Source organism: Croceicoccus sp. BE223, assembly GCF_031457155.1.
In the GTDB taxonomy this organism is placed as follows: Bacteria; Pseudomonadota; Alphaproteobacteria; order Sphingomonadales; family Sphingomonadaceae; genus Croceicoccus.
On record NZ_JAVDWB010000003.1, the window covers coordinates 50,492 to 65,608 of the forward strand.

15 protein-coding genes and 1 pseudogene are annotated in these 15,117 nt (G+C 60.9%); 13 read left to right on the forward strand and 3 right to left on the reverse strand.

The genetic code is table 11. The features are described from left to right. Positions 1–7: 7 nt before the first annotated feature. Complete coding sequence (locus J2X37_RS07715) at positions 8–1,396, reverse strand: aromatic ring-hydroxylating dioxygenase subunit alpha (RefSeq protein ID WP_310019679.1); 1,389 nt, start codon at positions 1,394–1,396, stop codon at positions 8–10. A gap of 95 nt (positions 1,397–1,491) precedes the next feature. Here J2X37_RS07715 and J2X37_RS07720 point away from each other — a divergent pair, with 95 nt between their 5' ends. Next, positions 1,492–2,304, forward strand: coding sequence for an SDR family oxidoreductase (locus J2X37_RS07720; protein ID WP_310019681.1), 813 nt, complete (start codon positions 1,492–1,494; stop codon positions 2,302–2,304). Between the two features lie 16 nt (positions 2,305–2,320). On the opposite strand, the gene J2X37_RS07725 is transcribed toward J2X37_RS07720, so the two are convergent. Continuing rightward, positions 2,321–3,526 carry an alpha-hydroxy acid oxidase gene (locus J2X37_RS07725; protein ID WP_310019683.1) on the reverse strand — a complete coding sequence of 402 codons (1,206 nt, stop codon included), beginning with the start codon at positions 3,524–3,526 and terminating at the stop codon, positions 2,321–2,323. Positions 3,527–3,607: 81 nt separating this feature from the next. On the opposite strand from J2X37_RS07725, the gene J2X37_RS07730 reads away from it, so the two are divergent. From J2X37_RS07730 to J2X37_RS07785, 12 genes are all read left to right on the forward strand, one after another. Beyond that, positions 3,608–4,402 carry an SDR family NAD(P)-dependent oxidoreductase gene (locus tag J2X37_RS07730; protein ID WP_310019685.1) on the forward strand — a complete coding sequence of 265 codons (795 nt, stop codon included), beginning with the start codon at positions 3,608–3,610 and terminating at the stop codon, positions 4,400–4,402. A gap of 83 nt (positions 4,403–4,485) precedes the next feature. Beyond that, positions 4,486–5,244 (forward strand): SDR family oxidoreductase, encoded by a 759-nt coding sequence (locus J2X37_RS07735; protein WP_310019687.1) that lies wholly within the window; start codon positions 4,486–4,488, stop codon positions 5,242–5,244. A gap of 13 nt (positions 5,245–5,257) precedes the next feature. Further along, positions 5,258–5,596, forward strand: coding sequence for a hypothetical protein (locus J2X37_RS07740; protein WP_310019689.1), 339 nt, complete (start codon positions 5,258–5,260; stop codon positions 5,594–5,596). A 53-nt stretch (positions 5,597–5,649) separates the two neighbouring features. After that, positions 5,650–7,053: an aromatic ring-hydroxylating dioxygenase subunit alpha gene (locus tag J2X37_RS07745; RefSeq protein ID WP_310019691.1), complete on the forward strand. Its 1,404-nt coding sequence runs from the start codon at positions 5,650–5,652 to the stop codon at positions 7,051–7,053. Positions 7,054–7,055: 2 nt separating this feature from the next. Further along, entirely contained in the window at positions 7,056–7,751 is a 696-nt protein-coding gene (locus J2X37_RS07750) for an SDR family oxidoreductase (RefSeq protein WP_310019695.1), read from the forward strand. Positions 7,752–7,848: 97 nt separating this feature from the next. Then, positions 7,849–8,451 (forward strand): TetR/AcrR family transcriptional regulator, encoded by a 603-nt coding sequence (locus J2X37_RS07755; RefSeq protein WP_310019697.1) that lies wholly within the window; start codon positions 7,849–7,851, stop codon positions 8,449–8,451. A 160-nt stretch (positions 8,452–8,611) separates the two neighbouring features. Beyond that, positions 8,612–9,172, forward strand: a complete 561-nt coding sequence (locus J2X37_RS07760; protein ID WP_310019700.1) for a VOC family protein — start codon at positions 8,612–8,614, stop codon at positions 9,170–9,172. Positions 9,173–9,238: 66 nt separating this feature from the next. After that, positions 9,239–11,197 (forward strand): FAD-dependent oxidoreductase, encoded by a 1,959-nt coding sequence (locus tag J2X37_RS07765; protein WP_310019702.1) that lies wholly within the window; start codon positions 9,239–9,241, stop codon positions 11,195–11,197. 84 nt (positions 11,198–11,281) lie between these two features. After that, positions 11,282–11,764 carry a VOC family protein gene (locus J2X37_RS07770; RefSeq protein WP_310019705.1) on the forward strand — a complete coding sequence of 161 codons (483 nt, stop codon included), beginning with the start codon at positions 11,282–11,284 and terminating at the stop codon, positions 11,762–11,764. A gap of 4 nt (positions 11,765–11,768) precedes the next feature. Continuing rightward, positions 11,769–12,626 (forward strand): TIM barrel protein, encoded by an 858-nt coding sequence (locus J2X37_RS07775; RefSeq protein ID WP_310019707.1) that lies wholly within the window; start codon positions 11,769–11,771, stop codon positions 12,624–12,626. A 25-nt stretch (positions 12,627–12,651) separates the two neighbouring features. Further along, complete coding sequence (locus tag J2X37_RS07780; RefSeq protein ID WP_310019709.1) at positions 12,652–13,215, forward strand: peroxidase-related enzyme; 564 nt, start codon at positions 12,652–12,654, stop codon at positions 13,213–13,215. Positions 13,216–13,370: 155 nt separating this feature from the next. Further along, positions 13,371–14,603 (forward strand): cytochrome P450, encoded by a 1,233-nt coding sequence (locus J2X37_RS07785; RefSeq protein WP_310019711.1) that lies wholly within the window; start codon positions 13,371–13,373, stop codon positions 14,601–14,603. A gap of 59 nt (positions 14,604–14,662) precedes the next feature. Here J2X37_RS07785 and J2X37_RS07790 read toward each other — a convergent pair. Next, positions 14,663–14,926 (reverse strand): annotated as a pseudogene (locus J2X37_RS07790) (transposase); the annotation flags it as partial. Between the last annotated feature and the right edge of the window lie 191 nt (positions 14,927–15,117).

A 15,117-nucleotide genomic window follows, 5' to 3' on the forward strand; every position in this document is an offset into this window, starting at 1 on the left:
CCGGCCGTCAGGGTCGGCGCCCGGCGAGATAGGTGTCGACCGTCTGCTCCAGATAGCGGACGCGCACTTCCTGATAGTTGAGCAGGGTCTGTGCGCCCTTTTCGCTCGCATAGAAGCCTTCCTGCTGCGCGCGCACGTTGTCGGTATCCTGGTCGAAGACATGAGCTAGGGTCTTGTCGAACCCGGGAGCGAGCGCGAAACTGTCGTCCTCCTTCAGGCGGAAAGGCTCGGCAGGCTCGGGGCTGGAACCAACGTCGGGCTTCTGGCGGAGCATGACCAGTTCGAACAGTGATCGGTCCGGATCCTGTCCGATCGGGCGGAAGCGATACGCGACAGGCAATGTTAGCTGCGGATACAGGATCATGTTCGGGAAGAGGCCGTACTGCGCGACATCGATCACCTCGGTATCGGCAAAGCGCGACAGGTCGGTGCGATACTTGCGCGACAATGCGTCGCGCAAGGTTCGCGCCATGACCGTGCGAGCGGTTTCCCCGCTGTCCGAAGAATCGCCATCGATGAGATTGTCGCGGTCGCTGACCAGCATGCTGGCCAGCAGCTCGCGTTCGGAAAGCGGTCGGTCGAGGTGGGGGCTGGATACGCCGAAAGCATTGAGGAATCGGGACACATGCGGGCCGAGAATGTCGTACTGCGTCGGTTCGTCGTAAGCGGCGGCGAGCAGTTCGGGGTGGGTCGTCTGCGTGTGGTAGTTTTCGATAAAGGCCTCCTTCGCAGCCTTCCAGTTGCAGAACAGTTCTTTTTCGATGTGGATTTCCGTGAACCGTCCCGCCATGTCGAAATTCGCGAAGTGCTCGGGCAGGGGCGCGATGTATTCCTCGAGTGGCGGTGCATTGCCGTCGGGGTTGATGAAGACGAATCCGCCCCAAAGCCCGACCCTCACTTCCGGGAGCCGGAAATCCCGGTCCGCTATGTGCGTTGCATCCCATGCGCACGGTACGCGCACCAGTTCGCCTTCCAGGCTCCACGTCCAGCCATGAAAGGGGCAGGACAGTTCCTGCGCAGTGCCATCGCGATGGCCGCTGCGCAGCTTCGTCCCACGGTGAAGGCAGGAATTGACGTAGGCGCGCACGGTTCCGGAATTGTCGCGTAGGATGATGTAGGACTTTCGCCCGATCTCGTAGACGTAATAGTCTCCGTTTTCCGGGATCTGCTCTTCGCGGCACGCCCATTGCCAGACGCGTGGCCAGAGATCCCTGAATTCGCGCTCCATGAATTCGCGGCTGACGTATCGGTCGAAGTCGATGTCGTCGTCGCCCAGAAACCGAGGCGCCTCCAGTTCGAAGACCGCCGGTACCGGACTGCCATCGCGGTGCAGAATGTCCTGCGTGGTCGGGTTGTCCGGCTTCGCGAAGGCCTGCTCGGTCAGCGTTCGTGGCATGCGACTCTCTCCATGATGCGATTGATAGCTGTTCGTTTGACAGCACCGGCAAGGTGTTTATACAACACGTGCATAATAAAAGGAAGGATCGAGAGATGCGGCTGGAAGGCAAGAAGGCAGTGGTGATCGGTGCTGCCGAAAAGGGCAACATGGGTCAGGCGATCGCCCGCCGGCTCAAGGCCGAAGGATGCGAGGTCACCGTCTCGAGCCGCCGTGCAGCGATGCTGGAAGCGTTTGCCCAAGAGCTGGGCGGTCATGCTGTTGCCTGCGACCTGACCGATCGGGACAGCGTATTTGCACTGGCAGCAGAGGCCAAGGCGCGGATGGGTGGCCTCGACATTGCGATCAATTCGACAGGAGTGGCGCTTGGCGCTCCATTCCTCAAATTCGGCGAGGACGACCTCGACAAGATCATCGGACTTCAGTTCAAGGGTTCGTTCTTCTTCTTGCAAGCGATGGTGGAAGCGATGCAGGACGCGGGCGGATCGATCATCCAGATTTCTTCCGCCGTCGCCCAGCCGGGGACCACCGTTGATGGCGGGTACGAAGCCTACATGGGCACAAAGGCGGGGATTGATCACGTCGTTCGCGCCGTTGCCAATCAGTACGGACGCCTAGGCATTCGCGTGAACTCTATCGCAGCAGGCCATACCGACACGCCGATGCATCACGCCAACTTCGGCGGGGGCGACATTCCCGACTGGATGAAGGCCTGCTTCGCCGAATGCTACCCTTTGGGCCGCTACGGCACGAGCGACGATATCGCCGAGGGTTGCGTGTGGCTCAGCCAGGACAACTGCTTCATGACTGGGCAGGTGTTGCAGCTCAATGGCGGGCTTACCTTGCGCCGCAACCCGCTGGTGCAGGATCTCGAACGCGCCCAGCGCGAGTACGAAGCCAGGGCTTGAGGGCGCCCGCCGCGGGTCAGCCGACCTGCGGCGGGTTGTAAAGTATAGCGGGCGATGCGTCTTTCACATCGGCCAAGCCGACCAGACCGGTTGTTATCTGGAGCTGATTGCGAATGACATCCAGCGCCTTGACGACACCTGCCTCGCCCGCGGCACCCAGCCCGTAGAGATGGGCCCGGCCTATCAGGCATCCGCGCGCGCCGAGTGCCACGGCCTTCAGGATGTCCTGCCCCGAGCGGATTCCGCCATCCATGAGCACTTCGATCCTGGTACCGACCGCTTTGACGACGGCAGGAAGCATCAGGATCGTGGCACTGCATTCGTCCAGTTGGTTGCCGCCGTGGTTGGACACGACCAAGCCATCGGCACCAACGGATACCGCGCGTTCGGCGTCTTCCGGCTCGTTGATGCCCTTCAACACCAGTTTGCGGGGCCACAGATCGCGGAGCCAGGCAACGTCGTCCCAAGTTGTCGATGCGTCGAGCTGGCCAACGATCTCCACGATATCCCAAGGTGCGGCGCGATGCGCGTCGAAGTTCCGAAACCGGACACCGCGTCCGAACAACGTCGAGAGCGACCACGCGGGGCGGGCGGCATATTCGAGAAGCGCGCGCGAAACGATTCGGGGTGGCATCGACCACGCCGGGTTGTTGGTCAACCGGTCATGCTGCGAGTAAAAGGGCCAGGTGGTCGTCAGGACGAGGGCAGGGCATCCGGCAGCGTCCGCACGTTTGACCATTGCGGCGACGAGTTCGCGATCGCGCATCATGCACATCTGGAAGAAAGGCGGAGGCGCAACGGCGCACACATCCTCGATTGAACTCAGCGCCATCATGCCCAGCGTAAACGGAATGCCGGCAGCCGCAGAGGCCTTGGCCGCCAGCATTTCACCGCAACCGCCGCCGGCGAGGATGCCGCTGATCCCTGTCGGCGCGATGGCGAGCGGCATCGTCGCATTCTGCCCGAGCAACGTGGTCGCCAATGTCACCCGACTGACGTCACGCAGTGTCCGTTGCCGGAACCGGAGCTTCGCCAGCTCAGCCAGATTGTCGTCGCGGGTCACCTCGCGAAAGGCCGCCCCATCGATGAAGTCGAACAGGTGCCGCGGCAGCCTGTTGCGCGCGCGGGTGCGAAGATCTCCGATGTTGGCGACGGTCCGCAGGCTCACCATGGAATCGCGATTTCCCTCTTCTGGCGCCGTATCGTGCCTCGATCCGGTCATGAAATTTATAGGTCCGGAGACCTTGCATTCACAACATATTTTTTATACAACCGATGAACAATAAAAGATGGAATGGATGCTATGGGATCACAGATTCTCGAGGGCAAGGTTGCCTTGGTGACCGGCGCGGGGCGCGGCATCGGTCGGGCAATGGCGCTTGCCTATGGCGCGGCGGGTGCCAAGGTCGTTGTCGTCTCGCGCACCCCGTCGACGGTGGATGCGGTGGCCAAGGAAATCCGCGACGCCGGCGGCGAGGCGATTGGCGTAGCCTGCGACGTGGGCAAGCGCGACCAGGTCTTTGCCGCGGTGGACAAGGCCGTCGAAACGTTCGGGGCGCTCCACATCGTGGTCAACAACGCGCAGGGTTTCGGCACCGAGGCGAACCCCCAGCCGTCGACCGTCTTCATGGCTTGCGAGGATACCGACGAGGACGAATGGGAATACACCTTCCGCACCGGCGCGACCGCGTCGCTGTGGTTCATGAAGGCTGCGTTCCCGCACATGAAGAAGGCCGGCTACGGCCGAGTGATCAATTTTGCATCCTCGTCCGGCCAGGTCGGCTTCGAGGGCAATACCTGCTACAACACGACCAAGGAAGCGATCCGCGGCCTGTCGCGCACCGCCGCGCGCGAATGGGGTCAGCACGGCATCACCGTGAACATCATCAACCCAGCGCTGGAAACCCGCGCGTTCGATGCGTGGAAGACCGCGCGGCCCGAGTTCGTCGAGGAACTGAAGCAGAAGATCCCGGTGCGCCGACTGGGTGATCCCGAACGTGATGCAGGGCCGCTCGCCGTTTTCATCGCCAGCGAGGGGGCGGGCTACATTACGGGCCAGACCTTCATGCTCGAAGGCGGGATGCACACGTTCCCTTGAGGTTGCAGTTCGGCGGGTCATGAATTTTCACGCAAGGCGCGCAAGCACTCGCCATATCAAAATCATAGAAGCGGAGAGGATGAATGGGACAACTGGACGGCAAATCGGCGATCGTCACTGGCGGTGGCAGCGGGATCGGCCAAGCGGTGGCCATCGCCTTCGCGCGCGAAGGGGCCAACGTCATGATCTGCGGCCGACGCGAGGATTCGGGTGAAGAGACCCTCCGCATGGTCGAGGCAAGCGGAGGCACGTGCCGGTTCTTTCAATGCGACGTTTCGCAAGCCGTTCAAGTCGAAGCGCTGGTTGCCGAAACGGTGAACGCTTATGGCAGTCTCGATGTGGCGTTCAACAATGCCGGCGTCTTCTACGGCATGGGCCTGCTCGCCGACCTTACCGAAGAAGACTGCGTGAAGAGCTTCGACACCAACGTGCGCTCGACGTTCCTTTGCCTGAAGTATCAGATCCAGCAGATGCTGAAGCAGGGGAAGGGCGGTTCGATCATCAACAATGCCTCGGCACAGAGCCACATCGCATTGGGCTATTCGGCGCACTACACCGCCGCCAAGCATGCGATCCTCGGCTACACCAAGGCGGCGGCCGTCGACTACGCCAAGAACGACATCCGGGTGAACTGCATTTCGCCTGGTATCACGCTGACTCCGATGATGGCGGGTTTCGATCCCGACGCCCCGGAAAACGCGGTCCTCATGTCGCGCATGCCGGCGGGCAAGGTTGCCACTCCCGACATGATCGCGGGCACCGTCGTGTTCATGGCCTCGGATGCCTCGCCCTACATGCATGGCGCCTCGATCGCGCTCGATGGCGGATGGACCGCACACTGAAAAGGAGCATGCAATGGCTAAGCGATACAGGTTCGTGGCCCTCGTCGACGCTGCCCCGGGGCGGGACGAGGAATTCAACGATTGGCACACCAACGTTCACATGGGCGAGGTGCTGAAGGCGGCCGGATTTCAGTCTTCAGAGAGGATGAAGCTGGTCCCCGGCACCACCGGCGAAGGTACGCCCTACGGTTATCTGGTGACCATGGAAATGGAAACGGATGACCCGATGGCAGAGTTGGGAAAGATGGGTGCTGCCGTCCAATCCGGCGAAATCTCCCCGTCGGACTGCATCAGCCCGGTTCTATGGGCGGGGCTCTACGAGGAAATCGAAGGCGCCCGGCTCGAGGCATGACGTTTCCTGGGTGATGAGCGAGCAACAACACACGCGTGGCTCAGGATGGAATGATGACAGACGAAGCGAAGACCCACGAAAAGCCCGGCGAAGCCCGGTGCCCGGGTGTCAGCGTCCAGGATATCCTGGCCAACGATAGCCGTTGCGTCCCGCGGTATCTTACGGAGCAAAGCTACGAATTTCTGGGTGACGAAGACATCCCTGTCGAGCGCTACATTTCCCAGGAATTCTTTGACCGCGAGATAAAGGACATGTGGCCCCGGGTCTGGCAATGGGCCTGCAGGGAGGAGCACATCCCCGAGGACGGCGATTATATCGTCTATGATTTTGGACCCTATTCGGTACTCGTGGTCCGAACCGAAGACGGCGCGATCAAGGCTTATCGCAACGCATGCATGCATCGCGGCACCATGTTGAAGCCGCGCGAAAGCGAGGGAAGCGCAGACATCATCCGCTGCCCTTATCACGGCTGGCAGTGGAACCTGGACGGAACATTGAAGTCTCTTCCGTGCGAGTGGGACTTTCCCCACGTGAGGAAGGCCGACTATGCGCTGAAATCGGTGCGTTGCGAAATGTGGGGAGGGTTCGTCTTCGTCAATCTCGACGACGAGGCGGAGCCATTGCTCGAGTACCTTGCGCCGTTGCCGGATCACCTGGAGAGCGACGTATTCGCCAACCGATATGTCGCCATGCACGTCCAGAAGGAACTGAACTGCAACTGGAAGATCGCTTCCGAAGCCTTTCTCGAAGCCTATCACGTGATGGAGACCCACCCGCAATTGATGCGGACCAACGGCGATGCGAATACGCAATACGATTTCTACGGTGACAACGTCAGTCGGCTGATCAACGTGGCCGGATCACCCAGCGCGTTGCTGGACGAAGTGCCAAGCGAGCAGGAAATTCTCGACAGTTTCCTGATGGGCGACAGCGGCGATGTCGGCGAAAAGCTCGTCGTTCCCGAGGGCAGTTCGGCCCGGAAGATCATGGCTCAGTTCTTCCGCGATACCTCGCGCGCGAAAGGCATGCGCAACCTCGACGAGACGTCGGATTCCGAGATCGTCGATTCGATTGCCTACTTAGCATTTCCCAACCAGCAATTTTTCTCGGGCGTTGCCTTCCCTATCGTCTACCGCTTCCGTCCGCTGGGAATGAGCGTGAACAGGTCGCTCTTCGACCTCGTCATTCTCAAGCAGCGGCCGACCGATGGCAGCAAATGGGAAACGGCCGAGCCCTATCGGCTACGGTCCGAGGAATCCTACACAACGGTGCCCGGCATCGATCCCTACATCGGCAATGTCTATGACCAGGACACAGGCAACATGGAAGCGGCGCAGCTTGGCTGCGCGACTCTGGGCCGCGACGGGGTGACGCTGGCCAACTACCAGGAAATCCGCATCCGGCACATGCACCGGACGCTCATGAAGTATCTCGATCGCAAGGCGGGTTCGAATTGACCATGAAAAACATACTCATCACCGGCGCAGCACGCGGGCTAGGTTTCCAGATGGCCAAGCAGTTCGCGGAACAGGGCGAGCGCGTGCATGCGACCTGCCGCAATCCGGAGAAGGCGAGCGCACTGCGCGATGTGGCCGCCGCCAGCGAAGGGCGCCTCACCGTACATCGGATGGACGTGGGCGACATGGAGTCCGTCAAGGCTTGCGCAGAGGAATTGAAGGACGTCGACATTGACATCCTGATCAACAACGCCGGTGTCTGGGGAGGCCTTGAGACCCAGACTTTTCAAAACATGGATTACGACAACTGGGCGCATGAATTGAACATCATGCTGATGGGCCCTTTCCGGGTGATGCAGAATTTCCTGCCCCACGTGCGTCGCGGACATGACAAGAAGATCGTGTCCATCACAAGCCAGACGGCGGCGCATTCCTACGACCACCTGATCGGATACTCCTATGCGACGGCAAAGGCAGGATTGAACCGGGCGATGACCGCACTGTCGCAGGAGGAAGGGCACGAGGACCTGATTTTTTCGCTTCTCCATCCCGGCTGGATCAAGACCGAGATGGCGGGCGATGTCGCCGATCTCGAGCCTGCAGATGCCGCTCGTGACAATATCATCGCGATCCGCAATCTTACGCTGGAAGACAGTGGCAAGTTCAGGAAATGGGACGGAGGCATTCATGCATGGTAGACCGACTGTCGGGTCGCCGGTCGATAGCCCTTCAGTTCCGTCGAATTCCTGACTAAGGGGCCTGTCTTGTAACAACGGTGACTGATGGGTTCGAACGATGCCGCTTATTGTCGATCACGATAAACGCCGCGCAGTCATTGCCGACATCGTGAAGGAAATGATTGCGGAGACAGGCATCGATTCCGTTACGGTTCGCGCGGTCGCGCGCAAGGCGGGTTACAGTTCGACCATTCTTTCGCATTATTTCCGCGACAAGCAGCACCTTCTACTCTCCGCGTTCGGATCCGTGCTGAGCGAGACACCGGTTCGCGTGCAGACCGTGATGGATGCGGGCGGCGACCTGCTCGAATGCATTTCGGCCCTGTTGCCCATCACGGAATCCAACTTGCGTGACTGGCAGGCATGGTTCGGATTCTGGGGGAAGGTTACGCACGATCCCGCCTTGGCCGAAGAACGTCTGATCGGCATCGAGGAAACCAATCGCACCCTGATGACGATCCTCGACTATGCCGTGGAACGAGGCGAGCTGTCCAAGGACATCGACAAGGAATTTCACGCCAACGGGATCCAGATCTTCCTGAACGGCATCGCGGCAATGGTCACTACACAGCCCGATGTGTGGCCCAAGGAAACGCAGCAGGTATATCTGCGAAACCACATCCACATGATGAAGACGCTTCCGGCAGGCCTGCAGAAGTAGCAGCCCACAGCCACATTTTTATTGTGCACCTGTTGAATCTTAGCTAGCTTCGGGTTGCGAGCAGGGGGGCGCAGGTCGAAGTCCGCTCCGGTCTGGAACGTCGGTCCGGTCGCTGCCATCTTCTCGCGAACGCCAGGAAAACGCCGCGGGACGGGACAGCATGACCGGAAATCGACACCTCTTCCAATACGCCTACTACGTTAACAGCATCGACGAAGCTGCGCGGAAGTGGTCCGAGGCCTTCGGAGCCGGTCCCTTCTTCATGGTGCGCCATCATGAGTGTGATGAATTCACGTATCGTGGCACAGCCGAGGAAGCGGACGTGTCTTATGCATTCGGTTATCTTGGCGACACGATGATCCAGTTCATCGAGCAGCATGACGACAAGAATTCGATTTACCGCGACATGTATCGGCAAGGGGAGGAGGGGTACCATCACCTGGCCTACCTCGTCTCGGATTTCGACGCCGAGCGCAGGCACTGGCTCGACCTCGGCTATGAACTGGCCACCGAGCTTTATGCCGACGAGGTGAATGCCGCCTATTTCGACACGCGCAGCCTCAATGGCGGGTTCACCGAAATCCATGGTGACCCGATGCACATCATGGGGGTGTTCGGCTTGTGGAAGCGCGCGCACGAGGCCTGGAAGCCGGGCGACCCATGGAAGATCGAAGCCGAGGACATCGCAGACTACAAACGGGCCGCCCTGCTGCCGAAGTAGGCGGCGGTTTCCGAAGGACGGCACAGTGCGCAGCCTGAAGGGCGCGCATCCTTGGGAGAGGAAGCCATGAAACTGCTAGAACCCTTGCGCCTCGGCCCCACCGAGCTCAAGAACCGCGTCGTTATCACCGCCCACGCCGCCTATACCGACTTCTTCAGGCCGGACTGCGACGGCGAACGCTACATGGCCTATCTCGAACGCCGGGCGCGCGGCGGAGCAGGCCTGATGATGACGACGGCCATGCATGTCCACGAAGCCAGCCAGATGCTCAACCATTGGGTCTTCGACGCGGCGACGATGGGACCCAAGTTCAGGAAACTGAGCGATCGCATCCACAGTCACGGCGGCCGCATCCTGGCGCAGGTTTTTCATTTCGGCGTGATGGGCAAGGCAGAGACCCACGACGACTTCAAGCCGATCTGGGGTTTCTCGCCGCTGGAAAGCGCTGACGGCGAAGCATGTCACGTCATGACCGACGCCGAAATCGAAGAGGTCCTGGACGCGTTCGTCGCTGCTTCGGTCTGCGCGGTCGAGAACGGAATGGATGGTATCGAGTTGCACGGCACGCATGGCTATCTGCTGCAGCAATCCTGGACGCCGTTTTCGAATTACCGCACGGATAAATGGGGGCAGCGCACTTATTTCGCACACGAGCTTTCACGCCGCGTGCGCGAAGCAATCGGACCCGACAAGGTGCTGGGCATTCGCGTGTCGCTGGACGACTTCCGCGGACGGCAGCGCGGGGGCCTGGACTTCGACGATATCTGCGACATCGTCGACGAACTGACTGCGACGGGCCGCTTCGACTACGTCAACACATCCGAGGGCAGCGGCAACTTCGACTACGCGCAGGTCATCACCAATTATCGGCACAAGTTCGGCAAAACGCTGCCTGCGGTCCATGCCCTTCGCGAACGGATTGCTGCGCGCGTCCCCGTTATCGGCGTTAACAAGATGCCTACGGTCGACCTCGCCGAACAGGCGCTTCTCGACGGCGATTGCGACCTGGTCGGCATGACCCGCGCGCAGATCGCGGACCCTGACCTCGTCTACAAGCTGGAGCACGGAGAGGCGCCGCGCATCCGCACCTGCACCGGGGCCAACCAAGGGTGCATCGACCGTGTCAGCATGTACCCGATCACGTGCATCCAGAACCCCGAGGTCGGTGAGGAAAACCGCTTTCGCAAACTGGACGCCGAACCGGTGAAGCCCAAACGGGTTCTCGTCATCGGTGGCGGTCCCGCCGGCATGAAGGCGGCCGAAGTCGCGGCACGGCGCGGCCATCAGGTCACGTTGGCCGAATCCGGTCACCGCCTCGGCGGAAGGCTCAATCTCGTCGAGAGCCTCGGCAGCGCGTCGAATCTCTTGGCCATGACGTCCTGGCTCGAACAGGAACTCTCGCTTCTTCAAGTGCGCGTGATGTTGCAGACCACGGTCGATGAAAAGATGATCGAGGACTTGCGGCCCGACACCATCGTGCTGGCCAGCGGTGCCAAGGCGAAATCGCAGTTCGAACTTTCCAGCGATGGCAGCGTGCCCATCCTCGACATCGATTCCGCTGTTAAAGGCGAGATTGAGGGAAGCACGTTCGAGATGCGGGGAACGCACGCCGTCATCGTAGACCGCCGCGGCACTTACGAGACCAGTCTTTGCGTCGAAGCTCTCGTCAGGCGCGGCGCGAAAGTCACGGTTGTTACTCCGTTCCTCCATTTTGGCGCTAACCTGGGTTTCACGCACCTTGCCGACTACCTGCGGCTGCTTCCCGAGTGGGGGGTGACGGTCATGACGCAAAGCCAGGCCCGTTCGATCCGGAACGGCGAGCTACTGGTCCTTGATGGAACGACAGGCAAGGAAGTGGCGACAAGCTGCGATTTCGTCGTCGCTGGCGTACCCGCCCAACCGGTCACCGAACTGGTCGAGACGTGCGAGCGTCACGCGGCCACGAGGCTCGTGGGCGACGCCTATGCCCCCCGTTCGGCCCTGGAAGCGATCAGGGAGGGCGATCGGGCAGCGCGAACGCTTTGAACTGCATTACTCGACGCTCGTGGTGGGATCGCCCCCCACTACGGCGCACGATCATCGCGATGTGGCAAACACTATGAGGTACCGATGATTACAGGCATTCACCACGTTGCGATCCACACCGCGCAGTTCGATAGAATGCGGGAATTCTATGAACGCGCTTTTGGCTTTGTCGCCATCACCGAACCGGGCGGCTGGTCGAATTCACCGGAAATCGATCGCGCCATCGGTGTATCTGGATCGGCGGCGCGCACCGTGATGATGCGGGCGGGTCGGGTATGCATGGAAATTTTCGAATATGGCAGTCCACCGTCTCGCGAAGGCGCTCCGTTGCGGCCCAATGATCGCGGGTACACGCATTTCGCGGTCGATGTGACCGACCTTGACGCCGTTTACGATGAACTCGTCGAGGCGGGCATGCGCTTTGGTGACAATCAAGCCATCAGCGAGGGGGGGATTCGCGCAATCTACGGTTACGACCCCGATGGAAACGTGATCGAAATTCAGCAGCTGGCGCCAGATCATCCCTATCACCTCGATAATATCCGGCACGCGGGACAATCGGGTTGAGGTGATGCACAAACTCCATGCAGCCAACTGGACCCATGCGGGCGATATCCGGCCTGAACCGGGCCGCCTGGCAAGCCCGCTTGCCATTCGCGATCGGATCGAGGCCTGCGCGCGAGCGGGCTTTGCGGGCATGGGTTTCATCTTCGAGGATGTTTCTGCGGCCTTGCTTGACCACTCTGCTGCGGACATCCGTTCGATGCTGAGCGGCAACGGCATCGGCCAGATCGAGATCGAGGCTCTTACGGACTGGTTCTCGGAAGACGCCAGCCTGTGCGACGAGGCCTTGCATCTGGCCGACGCGATCGGCGCAACGCAGATAAAGGCCATCGGAGCATTCGAGGGCGATGTCGCACCTGACGAGATGGTGAGCGGCTTTGCACGCACGTGCGACCGCTTCGGCGAGTTGGGTGCGAAGGTCGTCATCGAGCTGATGAAGGCGTCGAACCTCAACACGCTAGAAAAGGGCCTTGCCGTCGTTGTCGGTGCAGGCCGGTCGAATGGCGGGATCCTCATCGACAGCATGCACGTCGTCCGCTGCGGCATGTCGCTGGATGCGATAGCTGCGATGCCGCGCGGAACCTTGCTCGCGGTCGAGCTGGACGGCGTCCCGGAGGGGCCGCCCGATCCCGACTTCTGGGCGGACATGGTCGACCATCGACTCCAGCCTGATCAGGGCCAGTTCGACAATGCGCTCTTGGTGAGGGCGGCAAGGTTGGCCGGTTTCGACGGTCCGTGGGGGGTCGAAATCGTCAGCAAGGCACATCGGGCGCTGACGTTGGACGAGGCCGTGAGGCGCAGCGCGTCGGCCACGCGGGCAGTTCTCGCCCGGGCCGATGCAATCGATGCGGTGCGACCATCTTAGAACGATCTGTTTAAGGGAGAGAGACATGCCGTTTCTGACTTACCTCAAGGGCGATGGCCTCGGGGAAGTGCTCGACAGGGAGCAGGAGCGATATGCGGGCTTCATGCTGATGGGGCAGCAGATCATGATCGAGGACGCGGAGATCCCCACCGCAGATCGCGAATTGATCGCAGCCTACGTATCGGCGCTGAACGGCTGCTCGTTCTGCTTTGGCACGCACGAGGCGATCGCGAAGGCATTTGGTGCCGATCCCGAAGTCCTTGCGACCATCATCGCCGATCCCGATTCCGACGTCGTGCCGCCAATGCTGTCGGCTCTGCTGGCCTATGCCAGAAAGCTGACGGAGACACCTTCGCGATTGACCCAGACCGACGCCGATCGGGTGACGTCCGCTGGATGGAGCGAGCAGGCTCTGAGCGACCTGGTGGCAGTCGTCGCGTACTTCGCAATGGCAAACCGACTGGCCGACGGTCATGGCATTGAGGGGCTGGACAAGGCAGGTAACCAGTCCGTCGCGAACTTCGTGAAGGAGAACGGTTATCCCATGATCCAACGCATCCTGGCGCCGATCGGCAAGGAGTCTGCGTAAGATAGGCGATCGGAGGTCGGAAGCGCTCACGCATGACGCATCGAATACATGTGCAGCATCGCAACGGAGCGTCAACGCGCTGACGCAAACCGGGCCGGATGAACCGGCGTGACCGCGCCAAGAGAGGTTCTCAGAAAACGCGGGAGGATGAGAAGATGGCGATCGAGGTGGTGAAAAGACCAGAGCACGTGCCGCCCTTCAGCGTGGTCGATTTCGACATCTACGCTCCACCGGGTGGGACGAAGGATTTCCATCGTGCCTGGCAGATTTTGCGTGAAGGCGTTTCGTCCGACCTGGTCTGGTCCGCCCGCAACGGCGGGCACTGGATTCCACTTGGCAACGCGACGATCAGGGAAATACTGGCCGACCCCGCACGCTTCGGCAACACCGCATCGATATTGCCGAAGACGGCTTATGGCGAACAGGGCCTGATCCCGGTAACGCTCGATCCGCCTCGGCACGGTCCTTACCGCGAGCTTCTGCGCGCCAGCCTCTCGCCACGTGCCGTGCGTGATCGCGAGCACGCGATACGCAAGATTGCCGTCGAACTTATCGAGAGCATGAAACCAGAAGGGCGCTGCGATTTCGTTGCAGACTATGCCACGCTATTCCCGGTCCGCGTTTTCATGAACATGGCGTCGCTCGATGCAGGCGACGCAAGCATGTTGCGCGAATGGACCGATCACATGCTGCGACCCGATCCAGAGGCCGACTGGGGTGATGACGTTTCCGGCTGGCGGCGCGGCATTCGTCTTTTCCGAGCCTATCTGGAGCCCGTCATCGAGGCGCGTCGTGGCCGTCAAGGGGAGGATATCCTTTCCCGGATCGTCAACGGCAAGATCGATGGAGAGCCGATCGAGCCCGACAAGGCCCTGCAGATGTCGGTGCTGGTGCTTCTTGCCGGTCTCGACACCGTGGTGAATTTTCTCGGCTTTGCGATGGAACACCTCGCCCAAGCCCCGAAGCTGCAGGCAAGCCTGGCCAACCATCCCGCCGATCTTCCCCGCATCGTCGAAGAATTCGTCCGTCGCTTTCCGGTCGTTACCATGGCGCGCGAGGTGATGGAGGATTGCGAGTTTCACGGCACTATTCTCAGGCGCGGGGACATGATCGCGATCCCAACACCGCTCGGCGGGCTTGACCCGACGGCCAACGCATGTCCGATGGATGTACAGGCTGAGCGCCGCGTGCGAGAGCATGTAACCTTCGGCCACGGCCCGCATCGCTGTCCTGGAGCCTTTCTCGCCCGCGCCGAGATTCGCATAACGCTCGAAGAATGGATGCGCCGGATTCCCCGTTTCCGCCTAGCACCGGATATCGGAATCAGGCACGCGCCGGGCGGCGTTGCCGGTGTTGAAGCCCTGCCGCTTGTGTGGTCGGCCGCCTGAAGGATTGGCGGCGCATGGCAACGCGCTATGACCGCTGCTCACGCTGATTGGTTCTGAGATGCGCTGGAGCAGCGGTGTACCTTGAGGTAGGTTACGTCGATCATGACGCACTGCGGGTCGGCTTTCTGGGTCCACCGTTTCCAGCGGTCATACGATGTCTCGTGCGGTCCATATTCCCTCGGCGCATCCCACCAGCGCAGGCCGTTCCGGTTGACGAAGATGATCCCGCTCAGGACCCGTCGGTTGTCAACACGGAGCTTGCCTCTTCCGTAAGCCAATACAAGGCACTCATATTCGGCCTCCTCGCAGAGCCTGAACCACATCGCAGCCTGCCACCCATTGGTTCTCAGCCTAGTGAAGTCCGAACTGACTCAGGCATAAAGGCGATGAGCCAGCCGGAAACGAGCCTTGGCCGGATTGGTCGGGCGATGTACGAACCGCAGTTGCGCCCGCCAACCTGACGTTCCTCGCGAAGAGCGATCTTCTGACCCGGCGGGCTTAAGTGAGAAGTTGG

Coding starts and splice junctions, on each gene's coding strand:
- J2X37_RS07735 (WP_310019687.1), top strand. CDS start 4,486: ATGGGACAACTGGACGGCAAATCGGCGATCGTCACTGGCGGTGGCAGC.
- J2X37_RS07755 (WP_310019697.1), top strand. CDS start 7,849: ATGCCGCTTATTGTCGATCACGATAAACGCCGCGCAGTCATTGCCGAC.
- J2X37_RS07785 (WP_310019711.1), top strand. CDS start 13,371: ATGGCGATCGAGGTGGTGAAAAGACCAGAGCACGTGCCGCCCTTCAGC.
- J2X37_RS07720 (WP_310019681.1), top strand. CDS start 1,492: ATGCGGCTGGAAGGCAAGAAGGCAGTGGTGATCGGTGCTGCCGAAAAG.
- J2X37_RS07715 (WP_310019679.1), bottom strand. CDS start 1,396: ATGCCACGAACGCTGACCGAGCAGGCCTTCGCGAAGCCGGACAACCCG.
- J2X37_RS07780 (WP_310019709.1), top strand. CDS start 12,652: ATGCCGTTTCTGACTTACCTCAAGGGCGATGGCCTCGGGGAAGTGCTC.
- J2X37_RS07745 (WP_310019691.1), top strand. CDS start 5,650: ATGACAGACGAAGCGAAGACCCACGAAAAGCCCGGCGAAGCCCGGTGC.
- J2X37_RS07730 (WP_310019685.1), top strand. CDS start 3,608: ATGGGATCACAGATTCTCGAGGGCAAGGTTGCCTTGGTGACCGGCGCG.
- J2X37_RS07725 (WP_310019683.1), bottom strand. CDS start 3,526: ATGACCGGATCGAGGCACGATACGGCGCCAGAAGAGGGAAATCGCGAT.
- J2X37_RS07775 (WP_310019707.1), top strand. CDS start 11,769: ATGCACAAACTCCATGCAGCCAACTGGACCCATGCGGGCGATATCCGG.
- J2X37_RS07740 (WP_310019689.1), top strand. CDS start 5,258: ATGGCTAAGCGATACAGGTTCGTGGCCCTCGTCGACGCTGCCCCGGGG.
- J2X37_RS07750 (WP_310019695.1), top strand. CDS start 7,056: ATGAAAAACATACTCATCACCGGCGCAGCACGCGGGCTAGGTTTCCAG.
- J2X37_RS07765 (WP_310019702.1), top strand. CDS start 9,239: ATGAAACTGCTAGAACCCTTGCGCCTCGGCCCCACCGAGCTCAAGAAC.
- J2X37_RS07770 (WP_310019705.1), top strand. CDS start 11,282: ATGATTACAGGCATTCACCACGTTGCGATCCACACCGCGCAGTTCGAT.
- J2X37_RS07760 (WP_310019700.1), top strand. CDS start 8,612: ATGACCGGAAATCGACACCTCTTCCAATACGCCTACTACGTTAACAGC.